This is a genomic window from Rothia sp. HMSC065B04 (genome assembly GCF_001812285.1).
Classification (GTDB): domain Bacteria; phylum Actinomycetota; class Actinomycetes; order Actinomycetales; family Micrococcaceae; genus Rothia; species Rothia mucilaginosa.
In genome coordinates this window covers 1-17,876 of record NZ_KV808409.1, presented here as the reverse complement: position 1 = coordinate 17,876, position 17,876 = coordinate 1, and the positions used below count along the sequence as shown (strand labels likewise).

Below are 17,876 nucleotides of genomic sequence, written 5' to 3'. Positions count from 1 at the left end.
CCCCCCCCCCCCCCCCGAAAAATTTTTAAAAAATAAGGGCGCCGGGAACCTTACGTTCCCGGCGCCCACACCCCCACTGTTCATACCTCAGCGGGGTTCAATTTAGAGGCGGAAGAAGCCCTCCACCGCGCGGGTCATGTACGCCATATCGTCCACATGGCACATCTCGCGCATCGAATGCATCGACAGCAAACCAATACCCACATCCACGGTGCGCATACCCAGGCGAGTCGCCGTAATCGGGCCAATCGTCGAACCACACGGCATATTGTTATTCGACACGAACTCCTGATACGGCACACCAGCCTTCGCACACGCCGCAGCAAACACGCCAGCACCCACCGAATCCGTCGCATAACGCTGGTTCGCGTTAATCTTCAGCAACGGACCACCACCGGGCAGTGGCTGAACGGTCGGGTCGTGGTGACCCTGATAGTTCGGGTGCACCAGGTGACCGGCATCAGCCGACAGGCAGAACGACGCCGCCACCGAACGGCGGTACTCCTCCGTGCTCTCACCGCGCGCAGCGGACAGGCGCACCAAAATATCCTCCAGGAACGGGCCAGCCGCACCACTACGCGACTCCGAACCAAGCTCCTCATGGTCAAACGCCGCAAGCATCACAGTCTCGGTAGCGTGCTCATCCGCATTATCGGCAACGTAACGCTCCAGGGCGGTCAAACCCGCATGCACCGAAGACAGGTTATCCAAGCGGCCGGAAGCGAACAGCTCCTGATCCGCACCAAAACGGCGTGGCGGCTGCGAATCAGCGAACAACAGGTCGTAACCCACGATGTTCTGCGGGTCGACCGGCTCGCCGTCAATCACGTGCTTCGCCATGTAGCCGAGCACGTCGTTCTCCGCCGGGTCCACGCCCCACACGGGGTACATGTTGAACTGCTTGTCCAGTACCAGTTCGTTGCGCTTGTGGTCCAGGTGCGGCGCCAGCTGCGGGATGCGCGCAATCGGACCGGTGCGCACCAGGCGGTCCTTCAGCTCCCCGCCCTCAAGGACGGTGAGGCGACCCGCCACGCACAGCTCGCGGTCCAGGAAGGAGTTCAGCAGTGCGCCGCCGTAGTTCTCGACGGCAATCTGGTGCCAGCCCTTCGTGGTGATGGAGGAGGAGGGCTTGATCTTCAGGGAGGGCGAGTCGGTGTGCGCACCCAGCACGCGGTAGCCGCTTGCCTTCTGCGCCTTCGCGCCGCCAGCCCAGGCGATAATCGCGCCGTCACGGACGACGAAGTGGCGGCCGGTTGCGATCTGTGGGTCCCATGCTTCGGTCTCTACAAGCTCGGTGAAGCCTGCTGCTTGCAGGCGGCGCGCTACCGTGCGCGCGGCGAGGTAAGAGACCGGCGACTCCGCCACGAATGCGGCGAGGTCTTCAATATTTTTTACAGCATCAACAGTCATGGTTTAACCCTACCTTTTCTTGGGTGTTGACGGGGTGACCGGGGCCGATAATCCACGCGGCGTGGAGTATGAGCCCAGGTGAGGCTCGCATAGAGCGGGGCGGGCGGGCTGGGTTAGCTGGGCTAGAGCAACCCGCCAAATAACCTATTTATCAACCTTGAGCGGTTGTGTTTCACGTGAAACCTCGCCGCGGCGAGCGCGTGCGTTGAAGATCAGACAGGCGAGCACCACGTACACGCCTTCCAGGGCGATGCCCTGCAGCGCATCCACGGGGGTCACGCCCTCGGAGGCGAACGGATCCAGACCAGCCACCATGGACAGCAGCATCAGGATCACGTTATTTGCCACGTGCAGGCTGATGGAGGCTTCCAGACCGCCGGTGTACCAGCAGAGGAAACCCGCGTAAATACCCATCGCGAGAATCGTGCTCTGACCCCAGGGATCGTAGGCGTGGGAGAGCATGAACAGCACGGCGGGCAGCACAATCGGCAGCCAGGGGGTGCGGAGCCAGCGGCCCAGCATCTGCATCATGAAGCCGCGGTAGGCGAGCTCTTCGGCGTAGCACTGCACGGGCACCAGGAGCAGCATCATCGCCACATAAACCCAAAATTCAACCTGTGGAGGTTGAAAATAGCGGTATTCGGGCAGGCTCTCACCGCTCAACGCCAGCATCACGGCGTAGTAGATGCCGTAGACAGCGAAGCTCAAACCCAGGTACGGAAGCAATAGCGAGCGGCGCAGACGGCCCGCCACCGAATGGATCAGACCCCAGGGCTTCGGACCCACGACCAGGCGCGCCAGAAAGAGCGAAGGCACAATGGCAATGAGGGAGAGGAAGGTCAGGGCGAACAGCGCCGGGTGTTCCATAATGACGGAGCGGTTCGTAGCTACATCCTGGAGGGAAAGTCCCGAACCCATAATCGCCACAGCCAGGGCAACTGAAATGATTAGGTTGAGGCCAATAAATACGGTGACGCCGAGCAGACCTTCCAGCAGGGGTGAGAACCAGCGGGATTTCGGGTCGGCGTGGGAGAGGCGGTGGTAGGCAAGACCTGCAACAGGCGCAGGAGCAGCGGGGGTTCCGGCGGCTACCTGCGGGGGTGCGGGAGGCGGTGTCGTGTTCATTCTTTAATCCTAGCCTCCGCGGGGTCGATGGTGACCGGGCATGCGGCAACCTTCAAGTACTGATTGATACGGAATGTTCCAAAACCATTGAAAAAGCCGTGAATAAGGCTGAAAACCCACCATTCACGGGGTTCATTTTCTGAACCTATGCCATAATTTGAAGCGATAATACGCTCATATACATAGTCGCTGATGACCGCTCTTCCGGGGTGTTTTTTCAGCACCAGAAAGGCTACTTTCTTATGGCACTCGTCTTCAATCCGCCGCCCAACTGGCCCGCTCCTCCTGCCGGATGGGCCCCCACTCCTACGTGGCGCCCCGACCCCGCGTGGGGTCCCGTTCCTGAAGGTTGGCAGCTGTGGGTCGAAGAGCCCGAGCCCGAACCCATTCAGGTTGAAGAGGCTACTATTGAGCCGCTGGTTCCCGAGGAGCCCGCTGCTGAGGCAGTTGCCGCTGAGCCCGTAGTCGCTGAGCCGGTTGTTTCCGAGCAGTCCGCTGAGGCGCACGTTGTTGAGGCACCCGCGGCTGAGTCCGCTGTTGAGGCTGAGCAGCCCGCCGAGGTCGCGGCACCGCTGACCGTGGAGGACGTTGACCTGGAGCAGCTCGCCGCTGAGCTCGAAGGTGAGCAGATCGTTGAGGTTCCGGAGGCTCCCGCACCCCAGGCTGAGGCATCCCACGTTGAAGCACCGCAGGTAGAGGCACCCGCAGTTGAGTCCGTTCAGGAGTCCGCTGAGGAGTCTGAGCCCAAGCCGATGCGTCACCTGACTCAGGTTCCGCTGACCGGTACCGCTCTGCCCGAGCAGGTTCTGACCCCGCAGGCTTCTGCTGAAGAGGCTGTGGCTGAAGAGCCCGCTGTTGAGGCTCCCGTTGCTGAGCAGGCTGCTTCCGAGCAGCCCGTTGAGGCGCACGTTGTTGAGGCGCCGGTTGCTGAGCCCGTGCTCTCTGAGCCCGTTGCATCCGAGCCGGTCGTTTCCGAGCCTGTTGCAGAGCCCGTTGTTGAGCCGGTCGCCGAGGTTGCCCCCGAGGCACCCGCTGCCGCTGAGCCGGCAGTCGAGCCGGTTGCTGCGGCTCCCGCGGCTGAGGCACCTGTTGCTGCGGCTCCCGCCTCCACCGAAGAGGCTCCCCACACCATCGAGAACTCCCCGCTCGTTGAGTTCCACACCCCCGAGACCGAGCGCACCGTCAACCTGTCCGAGCGTACCGTGAACCTCTCGGAACAGCCCGGTCAGAACATGCAGCCCGGCCAGAACGCACAGTTCATCCCGGCAGGTCAGGCACCGAACGGCTTCCAGCCGAACCAGGCTGAAGGTTTCCAGGGTGAGGGCTTCCAGGGCCAGAACTTCCAGGGTGGCCAGTACCAGGGCCAGGGTTTCCAGGGTCAGGGCTTCCAGGACGGCCAGAACGTGCAGGGCGGTCAGTACCAGAACAACCCCTACCAGGGTCAGCCGTACAACGCTCAGCAGCCCTACGCAGGTCAGGTGTCCGATCAGGACCAGGCAACCGTGGCACTGAGCAACCCCTACGTCACCGAGCCCGCAGGTCAGGGCGAGGACGACTCCGAGAAGAAGGGTCTGTTCTCCGGCACCAAGATTTGGGGTGTTATCGGTGGTGCGCTGGCTCTGCTGATTGTTATCATCCTGGCGATTGTCATGCTGATTCCGCGTGGCGGCTCGAACCCCACCTCCGATTCTGCGGCAGCATCGAGCGCGGCGGCTACTTCCGCTGAGGCGTCCTCCGTGGCGGCATCCTCTGAGGCTTCTTCCGCAGCGCCCGCATCTGAGAGCGCGGCAGCAGGTACTTCCGCTTCTTCCGCAGCACCCATCGCTGCTGCTGAAGCGAAGATGCCCGAGGGTGAGTTCAAGGAATACAAGAAGACCGTCGCCGACAACAAGGACACCATCGACATTGAGAAGATCAAGGGCGATGTGTCCGCAGGCCTGCTCTACTACGAGTTCAAGCCCGCAGACGGTGTGGTCAACGCCTTCATCACCAGCCGTGACGATAAGGGCAACATCGCCTCGGGTGTGAGCGTTATCGACTCCACCCGCGACGGCAAGGAGCTCAAGGGCACCGCGTGGATTGACGCGAGCGGCCACTCCACCCCCACCCGCAAGCTGGAGCTGACCGGTAAGGGCGAGTGGACCATCCGCGTCTACGACGCAGACTCCGCACCCCACTACAAGAAGGGTGAGAAGTTCCAGAGCACCATGAACTTCTACGCTTTCACCTACGAAGGCACCGAGGCAACCATGGAGTTCCAGACCAGCGGCCCGACCACCCGCGGCTTCACCGTTCTGAACGCGACCAAGAACGACCCGTTCTTCTCCTCGACCATTCCGACCGTGAAGAGCAGCATGCAGTGGGTTCAGAGCAACAAGAGCTACATGCAGGTTCGTACCGACTCCAACATTACTTGGAGCATCGGCACTAACTAACAGCGTGACTGACTAGGTCAGTAGGCTGGGTATAAAAGTATCCCCCGCATCCGTGATGGGTGCGGGGGATACTTTTATACCCGGTGAAAGCTGTGCACCTGCTGGATGCGCCCGCCGCCGTGAGCAGGCAGCAACCGTGAGCGGGCGGTTTCTTTAGCGGGAGTACTTCGCCTCCGCCAGTTCGGCGCCCGCGGCGCGTGCCGCATTTTCCACCAGCTGACGATTCGCCAGGTACACAAAGAACGTCACCAGAATAAACAGGTACATCAGCTGGTACGGCATGGTGCCCGCCATCAGGCCCAGGGAGCCTTCGGGCACCATCAGAATCTGATCCGAGCTGAAGTGCGGGGAGAACGCCAGCACAATCCAGAACGGCGAAATGTACATGCCCACCAGCGCCGCGGTCGCCAAAACAACAGCCAGTGTGAAAACAAAGGAGCTGACCCGCTGGTACATGAGCGGGAAGATCTCCATAACCACGGCGGCGAGCATCAGCGGGTACCAGGTGTTGTGGTGCGACCAGCTAATCGGCGAAATCTGTAGCATCATGAACGCGGTCAGCGCCAGCTGCGCCATGAGTGCGCGGGCACGAATCAGCGGAACCAACAGAACCGCCGTGACCAGCACAATCAGCAGAGTCAACGCCACCTGCACCACCGACAGGGCGGTAGCCGTCAGGTGATGCTGCAGGCCCGCGTGGGTCAGCGTACCCATAATCGACACGTTATCGAAGTAGCTGAACCAGCCCACACGCGAAGTGTCATGCACCGCATGGAACCAGAACGTCAGCGACTCCTCACGGATCACCAGGAAGCCGATACCCACGGTCGCGGCGAAGCTAGCACCCAGGGTCGCGATGCCCTTCCAGTCCTTACGCATGAGCAGCAGCAGACCGAACGCGAGCGGGGTCAGCTTAATACCCGCCGCAATACCCAGCAGCACACCGCGCGGAACGCGGGTTGCCGGGCGCATAAAATCGGCGAGAATCAGCATCAGAATGATGGCGTTAATCTGCCCAAAATGCGTGGTCAAACGCCACGGGCCGCACATCCAAATCAGCGCCGCAATCAGCGACACCATGCCCCAATGACCCAGGTGCTTCTGCAACGGCAGACGCCACGAGCGGCTACGGGCGTAGGAGTACAGTAGGTACGCGCACCAGTAGCTGAGCGCACAAATAATGGCGGTAATCAGCAGCATGCTCTGCGGCTCGGTGAGGAACGCGAGCGGGTAGAAGAGCAGCGCCGCAAACGGCGGGTAGGTGAACGGCAGGCCGCGCGTGCGGAAAGTGTACAGCTGGTAGCCGTCCGGGCCGTCCGCGAGGGAGACAGCGCCCAGGCGGTACACGTAAATATCGTCAGCCGCCGCGTGCGTCACGTAGTCGAAGGCGTAGAGGGCAACCAGGATGAACAGCAGGTGCGCCCAGAGATCGCCGCTACGCATGCCGGGGATGCGGTCAAAGAAGCAGGGACGCGCAGGCTTTGCGGGCTCTGTGATGGGTTCCTTGACGGCTTCTTCCTTTGCCGCTTTTTCCGCGGTGGTTGCCGGAGCTGCGGCTGCCTCTGCGGCGGGCTCCTCAACGGGCTCAGCGCTCTCAACAGCCGGCGCGGATTCAGCAACAGAAGCCGAAGCCCACGGGATTATAGGTGCTACCGCCTCGGTATTCTCCGCGGTCTTCACTACGCTCTTCGCGGTGTTCTTATCAGTATTCACAGGGGTCTTTTCTAGCTCCTTGTCGCGGCTCACGCGGTTGCCTCACGGGAAGCAGCGGCACGCACAGACTGGGCGCTCTCGGACACCAGGGCGCGAGCGCCCCACCAGCCCAGAGGCGCATCGCTACGCACGGAACCGTACTGCACGGGCTCAACCTTCGCACCACGCACCGGCGCGCTCAGAGCGGCAACAGACCAGAGCGTCATCGTCGCCCACAGGCAGAACGCGGGAATAGCCGAAACCGCCAACGCGCCCGGAGCCAGCTGTTCCAAACCATCAGCGCTACCGTGGAACCAGGACGCAATCCTAATCGGCGACAGGTACAGGCCCAACACCGCAACCACCGCGAACACGGTCGCCGTCACCCGCAGCCACGCCGGCTGAACCGCAAAATAGGTGGGGAACGCATCCAGGATGAACACGGCAGCCAGCAGGGGCAGCAGCACGTTGTGGTGCGACCAGCTAATCGGCGACAGCGCCACCATCAAGGAGGCGGTCACCGCCACCTGCGCCAGCGCGGCACCGCGGCGTTCCAGCTGGTACAGCAGCGCGGCGGTCAGCACAATCGTGACCAGCGCCAGGGCGTAGTAGACGGGCTTCGCGGCGCTCTCAGAAAGACCGAAGTGTAGCAGCCAACCCTGAATCGAGACGTTATCCACAAAGTTCAGGCCACCCACACGGGAGGGGTTCGTCAGCGCGGAGAACCAGAACTCCGGCGCGTCCTTAGGCATCAGAATGAAACCCAGCGCAATGGTGCCGAAGAACGTCGCGCCCAGGGTCGCAATGCCCTTCCAGTCGCGACGGACCAGCAGAATCAGACCAAACACGAGCGGGGTCAGCTTCACGCCGCCCGCAATACCAATCAGCACGCCGCGCGGCACGCGGGTCGCCGGACGCACAAAATCGGCAAGAATCAGCGCCGTAATGAACGGGTTAATCTGAATCAGGTCCAGGGTGCGCTGCCACGGGCCCGCCGCCACCACCAGAATGGTCAGCATCGCAATCGTGCCGGCACGACCAAAGTACTGCTGCAGGGGCAGTTCGCGGCCGCGCGCATTCACGTAGTTGTAAATGATCGTGGAAATCCACCACGCCACCACAGCCGAACCGACCACCATAATGACCATGCCGACTTCCAGGGGCATAAACGCGAAGGGCAAGAACAGCATCGCCGCGAACGGCGGGTACGTGAACGGCGGCTTGATGACGCCGTGATCGTTCAGGGTCGGGGAGTATAGGTCCTGGGTAAAGCCCTCGTTATCGAAAATGGTCATTGCGCCCAGACGGTAGATGGAAAAGTCCATACCGGAGAAGGGGTTGGTGAGCATTTTGATGACGTATCCACCGCCAACAATGAGGATGAGTGCCACAATAGCGATTTTTCCCCAGATGGGGGTGGTGGAGTCAGTCCTTGTCACGAGGTGCTTGTCCTTACCTTGGTGCCGGCGGATGCGCGCGTAGGGTGGGCGGGCATCTGATTTTGGAATCCTAATAGTTTATCGCGCGCACCTGTGAAAGGTGCATTGGGGAGCAGGTTCACAGGGGGAGATTCGCAGGGGAAGAATCACTTGAGCACGCAAGCACAACTATCACGATATGAGCCGCCTTCATATGCACGTCATGTCTTCAAAATTGGTACTATCCGGGCAATATAATGGGCTTATTGGCACCCGCCCCAACGCAGGGGCAAGCGGTGCCGACCCGCACACCGACGTCCACGAACAACCAGCAGTGAAAGCAGTGATCACGTGAGTGAACATCTCGGCACCCCACCCGAAGGTGAGAACACGAGCGGCAAGCCCGCAAGCGTCTCCGGAGGCGGCTCCTCCGGCCTGAGCATTGGCGCGCGCCCGGCTGATGTGCCCGGCGCAAACCTCACCCCCGAAGAGATTGCACGCCGCGCATCCGGTCGCGGTACGTGGCATCGTCGCGCATCCAAGCCCGTCTCCCACTGGATGTTTACCCTTGTCGGCGTACTTCTGCTGCACAGGTTTATCCCGAATAGCGGCTGGCTGATGGTGCACATTGTCACCCTCGGCCTGATTACGAACTCGATTCTGATTTGGTCGCAGCACTTCACCGAAGCGCTCATGAAAATCAAGATTCCTGACGAGCACCGCGGAACCCAGGTGCGCCGAATCTTCATTCTGAACGCCGGTATTCTCGTGCTCATGATCGGCATGGTCGGTCAGCTGAGCGTGCCCGGCCTCTACGCCGCCACGGTGGTGGGCGCCCTCATTGTCGGGTCGATGGTCGCCTGGCACGGCATCTACCTGCTGAAGCAGGTGCGTCAGGCTCTGCCGTCGCGGTTCGGTGTGACCATTCTCTTCTACATTGTTGCGGCGCTGTTGCTGCCCCTCGGTGCGGCGTTTGGCGGCATGATTGCCTACCCGAACCTGTCCGGCACCCTGCATTCGCAGTTCTTGCTTGCCCATGAGGTCGTGAACGTGCTTGGCTTTGTCGGCATTACCGCGGTGGGTACGCTGGTGACGTTCTGGCCGACCATGCTGCGCACCAAGATGGTGGATAAGGCGCTCACCCACAGTCTGCGCGCCCTGTACCTGATGTGCGGTGGCTTAGCGTTGACCGTTGTCGGCGCGATTTTAGGGATGCGTCCGCTCGCCGCAGCCGGCCTGGTCGTCTACCTGGTTGCCCTGCTGATTGTCGCCTGGGTGATGGTGCGTACCCTGCGCACCAAGCGCCCGAACGAGTACCCGCCCATGAGCGTGGGTATGGGCTTCCTCTGGCTGATTGTTGGTGTAGCAGCGACCGCCTACCTGGTGGCGACCGTCCCCTTCGCGCAGCTGGACATGCGCGCCGTGACCCCCATCTTTGTGGTCGGCTTCCTGCTGCAGCTGCTGCTCGGCGCGATGAGCTACCTGCTCCCCCAGCGTATGGGCGGTGGCCCTGCGGTGGTTCGCGCCTCCAACAAGGAGTTCAGCCGTTTTGCTGCTGCCCGCGTGACCGCCGTGAACCTGGCGCTGCTCATCTTCATGATGCCCAGCTCCATGGTGGGCCAGTCCATTAAGATTGCCGTCGCTATCGTGGGTGCGTTGGCGCTCATGGCGTTCATTCCGCTGATGGTGCGCGGCGTGAAGGCGTCCGTGAATACCCGCAAGGAAATGATGGCAGCACGCGCCCGCGGCGAGAAGCCCGTCTTCAACCAGGAGGCGCTCACCCCGGAGCCCGTCCCGCATGCCAAGCAGAGCTTCCAGGCGGCGTTGGCGGTTGCCATGGCGTTCCTGCTGGGCTTCGCCGTGAACCCGTCCGCGCTGAACCTGCCGTCGTTCTCCTCGGCAGGTTCCGTGGCTGCAACCGGTCAGACCACCACCGTGCAGGTGAAGGCAACCAGCAACTACCGCTTCACCCCCGCCGAGGTGGAGGTCCCCGCAGGTAACCGCCTGGTCGTCGAGGTCACCAACGACGACCAGAGCATGACCCACGACCTGACCTTCGACAACGGCGCAACCACCGGCACCATCAACCCCGGCGAAACGAAAACCGTCGACGCCGGCATCATCAGCGCCGACCAGGAAGCCTACTGCTCCGTAGCGGGCCACCGCTCCCTGGGCATGGTGTTTAAGGTGAAGGCGACCGGCGCCTCCGCAAACCAGGTGGCGCAGGGCGGCCACAACCACGGTTCTGCGGGCACCCACAACCACGCGGCGTCGGGTAGCACCCCGACCCTCATGACCGTTGCGAACAGCAGGATTGACATGTCCGCAGCGCCCGGCAGCGGCTACAAGTACCGCGACCCGAACATCCCGGCACCAAACACCGCCGAGAAGGTGAACGGCAAGACCGTCCGCAAGGTCACCCTGGACGTGCAGGAGGTCGACCGCGAGGTCGCACCCGGCGTAACCGTCCACATGTGGACGTTCAACGGGCAGAACATGGCACCGATTCTGCGCGGCAAGGTCGGCGACATTTTTGAAATTACACTCATCAATAACGGCACGATGGGCCACTCGCTGGACTTCCACGCGGGCATGGTGTCCCCCGATAACACGATGAAGACCATCGCCCCCGGTGAGCGTCTCGTCTACCGTTTCGAGGCGAAGGCCGCCGGCATCTGGCTGTACCACTGCGGTACCGCCCCGCTGAGCCTGCACATGACTCAGGGCATGTACGGCGCGGTCATCATTGACCCGGCAGACCTCGACCCGGTCGATCACGAGTACGTGATGGTTCAGGGCGAGGCGTACCTGCACGACACCGGCAAGACCGCCTCCGACGGCAACAAGCTGGCGGAGAACTCGCCGGAGCTGATCGCGGCGGGCACCCCCACGCTGACCATGTTCAACGGCCACGCAACCCAGTACAAGGCGAAGCCTCTGCATGTGAAGAAGGGCGAGCGTATCCGTGTTTGGGTGATGGCGGCTGGCCCGAACCATGGCACGAGCTTCCACGTGGTCGGTTCGCAATTCGACACCGTCTACAAGGAGGGCGGCTACCTGATGCGCCGCGGTGCGGATGCGTTCGGCAGCCGTGACGGCCACAGCCAGGCACTCGATTTGGCGCCCGCTCAGGGCGGCTTCGTGGAGATGCAGTTCTTGGAGTCTGGCACCTACGTGTTCGTGAATCACTCCTTCTCGGAGATGGAGCGCGGTGCCGCCGGCAAGATCGTGGTCACTGATCGCTAGTAGTGGCTACCCGCTAAACCCTCACGCTAGGCGCTTCTAGCGCCCCGTGAGAGGTAGACCCCGCCCGGTGCATCCTGTGAATGGATGCGCCGGGCGGGGTCTTTCTGCGCTGTCTTGCTGTGCCGCCTTTCTGCCCCGCACAGGCTCCTACAGAGCCGATACAGAGCCAGCCCAGAGCCCCTGCACACGCCCCGGCAGGAGCCTGCACGCACATCGGCGAACTATGCTTTTAGCCTCATGGGCGAACTTTTCTTAGCCAGGAGCGGGCATGGTGCGCTAGTCTATAGGAATGGCAGATAGCACTTCGAGCGCCTCTTCCGAGCGTAACGCTACGAGCGCCTCCAACCACATTTCCGTTCCGGCGGATCAACAAATTTCTCCTCGGCAGCGTAAAGCTTTCCCGCTTCGCTTTCTCGCCGGGGTTCTTGCGCATTGGCAGATTATTGCCTCTGCGGTCCTTCTGGGTGGCGGTGTTGCCGGCTTGGCAGCCACCTACGACGATTACTGCGGCATGACGGAGCTTTCGTATGCTCCGGCGGCTCTCCGATCCGATTTTGAGGAGGGCTCTAAGGTGTCTGGTTTCCGTCCCGGCGTGCTGGCGGCGCAGATTGAGACCGAGAGCCACTGGCGTGTGGGCGTTGAGTCCCACCAGGGCGCTAAGGGTATTGCACAGTTCACTGATGATGCGTGGAGCGGCGGCCACTACAGCTTCGGCAATGGCGGTAATGTTCTGAACCCGCACGATGCGATTGCGGCGCAGGCACGCTACTTGGCTGAGTTGCGTACTCGTTTGGCGAAGTACGCCTCCAATGAGGATGAGCTACAGGATGTGGTTCTCGCCGGTTATAACGCGGGTCCGGGTTCTGTGGAGAAGTACGGCGGTGTTCCCCCGTATGAGGAGACTCAGAATTATGTGAAGTCGATTCGCGAGCTGGCGAATTCGAAGTATAAGCTGACCTGCTCTCCCGAGTACCAGTTCAAGCAGGCGAAGTTGAGCTTCGTTAATGGTGTGACTCCGGCGATGGCTGGTGTTCATGCGGATGGTACGGCTCTGTCCCCGGAGGAGTCGGCATCAGCTGCGGCGGAGGCTTCTGCTTCTGCGAGTGCTTCGACTCGTGCGTCTGCGAGCGGTTCTGCGGGTTCTTCGGTGAAGCCTTCGGCAACGAGTTCCGACCGCTAGATTCAGCTTTATTGAGTATTCCACTAGGCTATATAGCCGTCTGGGAATATTCCGCTTTATCTATAGTGAGCGGCTGATACCGGCCGCCACTACCCTACTATTCACTCTTATATTTACTCTTAACAGCGCGAGGCGCCGACCCCTATTCTCGGGGTTCGGCGCCTCGCACTTTTTAGAGCTGGAGCGTGCCTAGTTGAAGATGGCGCGCACGACCGAGTAGCCGGAGACCGGGTACACGGCGTTTACGGTTGCGGGCTTCTCGCTCTCGTCCGCGATCTCAATGGACTCGGTGCCGCGCAGCAGCTCCTCGAGCAGGATGCGCAGTTCCAGGCGTGCCAGGGGCGCGCCGGGGCAGACGTGGATGCCGTCGCCGTACACGAGGTTGCGGGACTGGTCGCGGTGCGGGTTGTAGGTGAGGGCGTCTTCGAAGGCGTCCTCGTCGCGGTTGGCGCTTGCCCAGTTGATGGTCACGCGGGAGCCGGCGGGCAGGGTGCGGCCGCCGAGTTCGGTGTCCTGAGTGGTGATGCGGCGGTTGGTGACGAGGGTGTCTTCGAGTCGCATGATTTCTTCGACGGCGAGGGCGATTTCGCTGCGGTCGTCGAGTGCGTTGCCGTCGGCGAGGGATGCGCGCAGGCGGTCCTGCTCGGCGCGGTTGCGTGCCAGGAAGTTGACGAATACGCCTACGGTTGCGGAGACGGTGGACAGCTCGCCCACGGTCCAGTTGCGGATGAGGCTGACGATTTCTTCGTCGGTCATGGTGCGGGGTTCTTCGCCGGGCAGCTGCACGGTGTCGGTGAGCAGTTCGGCGGTGACGTCCTTGGGGTTGCCGGCTGCGGCGTCCTCGCGGCGTTCATCGAGCAGCTGGCGGATGTAGCCGTCGAATTCGAGGGCAACCTTGGCGATTTCTGCGCGGTCACGGCGCAGGGTGGCGACGCGGTTCTTCTCGATCCACTCGGTGAGGGGCTGTTCGAGGCATGCGGGCCAGCCCATGAAGGCGTTCTGTACGCGCATTGCGTAGGCCTGTCCGAAGCCCTGCATGACGTCTACTTCTTCGCCGCGGGGAAGGTCCGCGATGAGGGTCTTCACGGCGTCGCGGATGACGGGTGTGAACTTTTCGAGGCGTTCGGGGGTGAAGTACTTGTCGTTGACCGCGCGGAAGGTGGTGTGTTCGGGTGCGTCCATGCCGTTGGGGACGGCGATGTGGCGGGTGGAGACGACGTTGGAGTAGATTTCGGGGTGGTCGAGTACGTGCTGTACGTCGGCGTTTTTGAAGACAGAGTAGCCCATGAATTCGTCGTGGGCGACGGGGCAACGGCGGCGCATTGCGTCGTAGGCAGCTACCTGGTTCTTCTGGACCTCTTCGCTTCGGAGGTCCCAGTCGTTGTGTACGTTCTCAGTCATTGTTCACCCGTGTTCGTTATAGAGTTGTGGCGTGCTGGATGCGGGCGTCCGGGCGATGCGTGTGGGCAGGGTCGGGCGTGCATTTCAGCACGTGAATCCATTAGTTCTTCTTTGACCGTATCATTTATGGGTTGGTGGCGCAGGGTAGGGGTTCCTTGCTTCTCCTTCAACGAACAGTGCGGTGGGGCGAGGGGCGGCGGGTCACGAGACGCACGAGGCGGGCGGCACCTCCACCGGGGAGGGGCCGCCCGCCTCATTCATACCTAAAACCGTCGGGTCTAGTGCTTGCGCGCGAAGCACGCCGTATTCACACTACAGGCCGCGGTAGACTTCTCGCCGATGACCAACTCGGAAGACCTCAACAACAACCGCACCGTTATCAATGGTGTACAGGATGCGGTAATTTCCTACTCGCGCCCTGTACCCTTCTTCGCCCTGTAGCTTCTTGACTCCCGCCATATAGGGGTCATCGCCAAGGGACCGGAGGCAGGCGATAATTTTCTCGAAGACTGCCCGGTCTTCTCGTTGGATTTTCTTCAGTTCTTTCGCTGCTTTGCGCGTCAATTCGACCCGGTACGCGGGGTTTGAGAGATGGTTTGCAGTCATCTGCATCCTTCAGGCAGAGCTTTAAATCTTAACCTCAACCTTAGCAGAAAAAGTGTACACTTTTTACATACTTTACATTGTAGTACTATATAAACTATATAAGTAGCCCCCTGGATGGAACCTGCACAGGAACTATCCTCGGAGCTAACGGACAAACCCCAGAAAGGAACCAGTCATGACTGTCACCACTCACCGGACTCGTTCCAATGTCACGACTCTTAAAGAACTCCGCGACAACCTCGGAACCAAAGTCAACGAAGCCGTGTTCTCCGGCGAACGCCCCCTCATCAGCCGCAACGGAAAGACTGTTGCCGCGCTCATCTCCTACGAAGATTTGAAGCTGCTGGAAGAGTACGAAGAGCTCCTCGACATTGAGGCTCTTCGCAAGGCACGCGCCGAAGATGACGGCTACCGCATCGGCCTCGACGAGTTCCTCGCAGAGAACCCTGCAGACTAGTCTTTCAACGCATATTGCGAGGCGGGCAGCACCTCCACCGGGGAGGGGCCGCCCGCCTCATTCTTGCCTAAAAACCGCCGGGGTTTAGCGCCCGCGTGCGGAGGGGTAGATACTGCCGTCCATCACGCCGCGCTCCACCTGCTCCAGGCTCACGCCGCGAGTCTCCGGCAGGTTGCGGAACATCAGTAGCGCAATAATCACGTTCACCACGGCAAAGCCGATGAAGGAGCCGGTCAGACCGACCGCACCCAGAATCACGGGGAACGCCAGCGACAGCACACCGTTCATCATCCAGCCGCTAAACGCCGAAATGCCCATACCCGCCGCACGCACACGCAGCGGGAACAGCTCACTCATAATCACCCACGTGGACACGTTCAGGCAGGTCTGCATCGCGCCCACAAAGCAGACGATGAGCACCAGCAGAATCCAGGGACGCGCCGCGTTATCGGCGGGCAACAGCATGGATGCGCCCGCAATCAGCACGTGGAAAAACGCGGTCGAACTATAGCCGGTAATGACCATGACGCGGCGCGGCACACGCTCCATCAGGCGCAGCGACAGGATGGAACCAAGCACCGCAATCGTACCCGGCGCAATGTTCGCAATGAGCGCCGCGGATTCGCTGAAACCGGCTTCCTTGAGCACCTTAATGCCGTAGTACATGATCGAGTTGATGCCGGTCAGCTGCTGGCCCGCACCAACGAGAATACCGACGAGCAGGATGCGCACGAACCAGCCACGCACGCCCACGCTTTCCTTACCCGCCGCATCGTTCTGGGTGGTCGCCTCCGCCTGCAGGGTGCGCTCGATGTCGGCAATCTCAGCCTCTGCACGTTCGGTGGAGCGAATACGCTTCATAACCGCCAGTGCCTGCTCACGCTTGCCGACGCGCAGCAGCCAGCGCGGCGACTCGGGTACTCGCAGCATACCGACGAACAGGCCGATGGCGGGTAGGGGGCAGATGGCGAACATCCAGCGCCACACGCCGTCGTGCTCGCCCCATACGTTGCCGATGAGGGCGTTCACGATGAACGCGGCAAGCTGACCGCCCACGACCATGAGCTCATTGCGGCCGGAGAGGGAGCCTCGAATTTCGTAGGGTGCGAGCTCTGCGAGGAATACGGGCACTACGGCGGAGGCGCCGCCGACCGCCAGGCCGAGCAGGGTGCGTCCGGTGATGAGTACGGCGACATTGGGTGCAAACACGCAGGTCAGGGCACCAATGAAGAAGATGGTGGAGAGCCCAATGATGGTGGTTCGGCGGCCGAACCGGTCAGAGATGCGGCCGCATCCGAGTGCGCCGATAGCGGCGGCGAAGGCGAGCGATCCGGTGACCCAGCCTTGAGTGGTGGAGTCCATACCGAGTTCGCGGCTCATGGGTTCGAGCGCGCCGTTGATCACTCCGGTGTCGTAGCCGAAGAGTAGACCTCCGAAGGTGGCGATGAGTGCGATGATGCCGAGGTATCGGCTGTGCTTCCCGGTGCCCAGAGGGGGCAGGGTGGAGGCGGTGCTCTGTGCGCTCATGGTGTCCTTTGATGTGCCGGTGGCGGGTGGTCCTGCCGGAGCTGGTTCCAGGCGGCAGGGGTGGGTACATAGGTAAGGTGAGGTGCGTCAGGTTAGACGCACCTCACCTAATCCTAGCGAAAACGTTCGGCGGGTGATATTTATTTCTCACCACGGACATTTTTCAGCGTATATTACGGCCAACATATGCGACCGCATGAGTGCCCCTTTAAGAAGGAGCACCGTTTAGAACAGCGCGATCTTCTCGGGTGCGGGGAAGATGGCGTCCAGGGCGGCGAGGTCCTCAGCGTCGAAGCGCAGGCATGCCGCCTGTGCGTTGGCGCGCACCTGTTCGGCGCTGGTTGCACCGGCAATGACGGAGGTGACCGGCGACTGCTGCGCGAGCCAGGAGAACGCCGCCTGCACCTCGGTGATGCCGCGTTCGGTGCAGAAGGTGTGGAAGGCTTCGAGCTGGTCCCAGTTGGCGGCGTCGAGCACGTTCTTCTTGGAGTGGGACAGACGCGAACCGGCGGGAATGTTGTCTCGGCGGTACTTGCCGGTCAGCAGGCCGTTAGCGAGCGGGAAGTACGGTAGCACACCCATGCCGAAGTGCCGTGCGGCGGGCAGGATTTCGAGTTCTGCGCGGCGGTCGAGCAGGTTGTAGTGGTTTTCAGCGACGATGAACCGTTCGGTGCCGAGTTCACGGGCGCAGTGTTCGGCGTGGGCGAGCTGCCAGCCGGAGAAGTTGGAGTGGCCCAGGTAGCGGACCTTACCGTCGCGTACGAGCTGGTCGAGAGCGCTGAGGGTTTCTTCGATGGGGGTGTTGGGGTCGGGGCTGTGGTAGAAGTACAGGTCGATATAGTCGGTGCCGAGGCGGCGGAGGGACCCTTCGACGGCGCGCATAATGTAGCGGCGGGATCCGCGGGCGTTGCGGTCGTTGCCGTTGAGGTCGCCGACGGGCAGACCGAATTTGGTGACGATGGTCAGTTCGTCGCGGTCGAGGCCGAGCTGGGTGAGGGCGGTGCCGAACATGGTTTCGGAGAGGCCGGGTTCGGCGCCGTAGAGGTCGGCGATGTCGAAGAAACTGATGCCGGCGTCGACTGCGGCGGCGATGACTTCGTTGGTGCCTTCTTGGGTGCGGGTGGGGGTGCCGGGGCGGCCGAGGTTATTGCAGCCGATGCCGACGCTGGGTACGACGAGGCCGGAGTTGCCGAGCCTGCGGTAGACGGGAGATTCAATACGTTCCATGCTTTTAACTCTACGTTGTGCGGGTATGTTGCGAGGTTATTTCCCTTCCAGTTGGGAGGCGAAGAGCTTCCTGAAGCGTGATGTGGGGTCGGTCGTTAGGTCCCGGTAGGTTCCTTGCTCCACCACACACCCACCATCCAACACCACCACAG

General features: G+C 61.7%; 13 protein-coding genes. 4 read left to right on the top strand and 9 right to left on the bottom strand.

Features of this window, described 5'->3' with window-relative positions; genetic code table 11:
• Window positions 1-102: 102 nt before the first annotated feature.
• From HMPREF2845_RS06705 to HMPREF2845_RS09360, 3 genes are all read right to left on the bottom strand, one after another.
• Window positions 103-1,410 (bottom strand): M18 family aminopeptidase, encoded by a 1,308-nt coding sequence (locus HMPREF2845_RS06705; protein ID WP_070634252.1) that lies wholly within the window; start codon window positions 1,408-1,410, stop codon window positions 103-105.
• Between the two features lie 144 nt (window positions 1,411-1,554).
• Window positions 1,555-2,535, bottom strand: coding sequence for a CPBP family intramembrane glutamic endopeptidase (locus HMPREF2845_RS06700; protein WP_070634251.1), 981 nt, complete (start codon window positions 2,533-2,535; stop codon window positions 1,555-1,557).
• Window positions 2,532-2,759, bottom strand: a complete 228-nt coding sequence (locus tag HMPREF2845_RS09360; protein ID WP_070634250.1) for a hypothetical protein — start codon at window positions 2,757-2,759, stop codon at window positions 2,532-2,534. The genes HMPREF2845_RS06700 and HMPREF2845_RS09360 overlap by 4 nt, the downstream gene beginning before the upstream one ends.
• A gap of 18 nt (window positions 2,760-2,777) precedes the next feature.
• On the opposite strand from HMPREF2845_RS09360, the gene HMPREF2845_RS06690 reads away from it, so the two are divergent.
• Window positions 2,778-4,970, top strand: coding sequence for a hypothetical protein (locus tag HMPREF2845_RS06690; protein WP_070634249.1), 2,193 nt, complete (start codon window positions 2,778-2,780; stop codon window positions 4,968-4,970).
• A gap of 153 nt (window positions 4,971-5,123) precedes the next feature.
• Here the strand turns inward: HMPREF2845_RS06690 and HMPREF2845_RS06685 are convergent, their stop codons facing one another.
• Window positions 5,124-6,716, bottom strand: a complete 1,593-nt coding sequence (locus HMPREF2845_RS06685) for a glycosyltransferase 87 family protein (protein ID WP_246824631.1) — start codon at window positions 6,714-6,716, stop codon at window positions 5,124-5,126.
• Window positions 6,713-8,101 (bottom strand): glycosyltransferase 87 family protein, encoded by a 1,389-nt coding sequence (locus HMPREF2845_RS06680; protein ID WP_070634248.1) that lies wholly within the window; start codon window positions 8,099-8,101, stop codon window positions 6,713-6,715. The genes HMPREF2845_RS06685 and HMPREF2845_RS06680 overlap by 4 nt, the downstream gene beginning before the upstream one ends.
• Window positions 8,102-8,431: 330 nt before the next feature.
• Between HMPREF2845_RS06680 and HMPREF2845_RS06675 the strand changes: the two genes are divergently transcribed.
• Window positions 8,432-11,326, top strand: coding sequence for a multicopper oxidase domain-containing protein (locus tag HMPREF2845_RS06675; RefSeq protein ID WP_070634247.1), 2,895 nt, complete (start codon window positions 8,432-8,434; stop codon window positions 11,324-11,326).
• A 289-nt stretch (window positions 11,327-11,615) separates the two neighbouring features.
• Window positions 11,616-12,506 carry a lytic transglycosylase domain-containing protein gene (locus HMPREF2845_RS09475; protein WP_083308745.1) on the top strand — a complete coding sequence of 297 codons (891 nt, stop codon included), beginning with the start codon at window positions 11,616-11,618 and terminating at the stop codon, window positions 12,504-12,506.
• A gap of 189 nt (window positions 12,507-12,695) precedes the next feature.
• Here HMPREF2845_RS09475 and HMPREF2845_RS06665 read toward each other — a convergent pair whose 3' ends face one another.
• Both HMPREF2845_RS06665 and HMPREF2845_RS06660 read right to left on the bottom strand, forming a co-directional pair.
• Window positions 12,696-13,907 carry a cytochrome P450 gene (locus HMPREF2845_RS06665; protein WP_070634246.1) on the bottom strand — a complete coding sequence of 404 codons (1,212 nt, stop codon included), beginning with the start codon at window positions 13,905-13,907 and terminating at the stop codon, window positions 12,696-12,698.
• Window positions 13,908-14,219: 312 nt separating this feature from the next.
• Window positions 14,220-14,513: a type II toxin-antitoxin system RelE family toxin gene (locus HMPREF2845_RS06660; RefSeq protein ID WP_049341179.1), complete on the bottom strand. Its 294-nt coding sequence runs from the start codon at window positions 14,511-14,513 to the stop codon at window positions 14,220-14,222.
• A gap of 175 nt (window positions 14,514-14,688) precedes the next feature.
• Here HMPREF2845_RS06660 and HMPREF2845_RS06655 point away from each other — a divergent pair, with 175 nt between their 5' ends.
• A complete protein-coding gene (locus HMPREF2845_RS06655) occupies window positions 14,689-14,970 on the top strand; it encodes a type II toxin-antitoxin system prevent-host-death family antitoxin (RefSeq protein ID WP_005509047.1) in 282 nt (93 codons plus the stop codon).
• An 84-nt stretch (window positions 14,971-15,054) separates the two neighbouring features.
• Here HMPREF2845_RS06655 and HMPREF2845_RS06650 read toward each other — a convergent pair whose 3' ends face one another.
• Entirely contained in the window at window positions 15,055-16,497 is a 1,443-nt protein-coding gene (locus HMPREF2845_RS06650) for a sugar porter family MFS transporter (RefSeq protein WP_070634245.1), read from the bottom strand.
• A 225-nt stretch (window positions 16,498-16,722) separates the two neighbouring features.
• Complete coding sequence (locus HMPREF2845_RS06645) at window positions 16,723-17,724, bottom strand: aldo/keto reductase (protein ID WP_005509045.1); 1,002 nt, start codon at window positions 17,722-17,724, stop codon at window positions 16,723-16,725.
• Window positions 17,725-17,876: the final 152 nt, after the last annotated feature.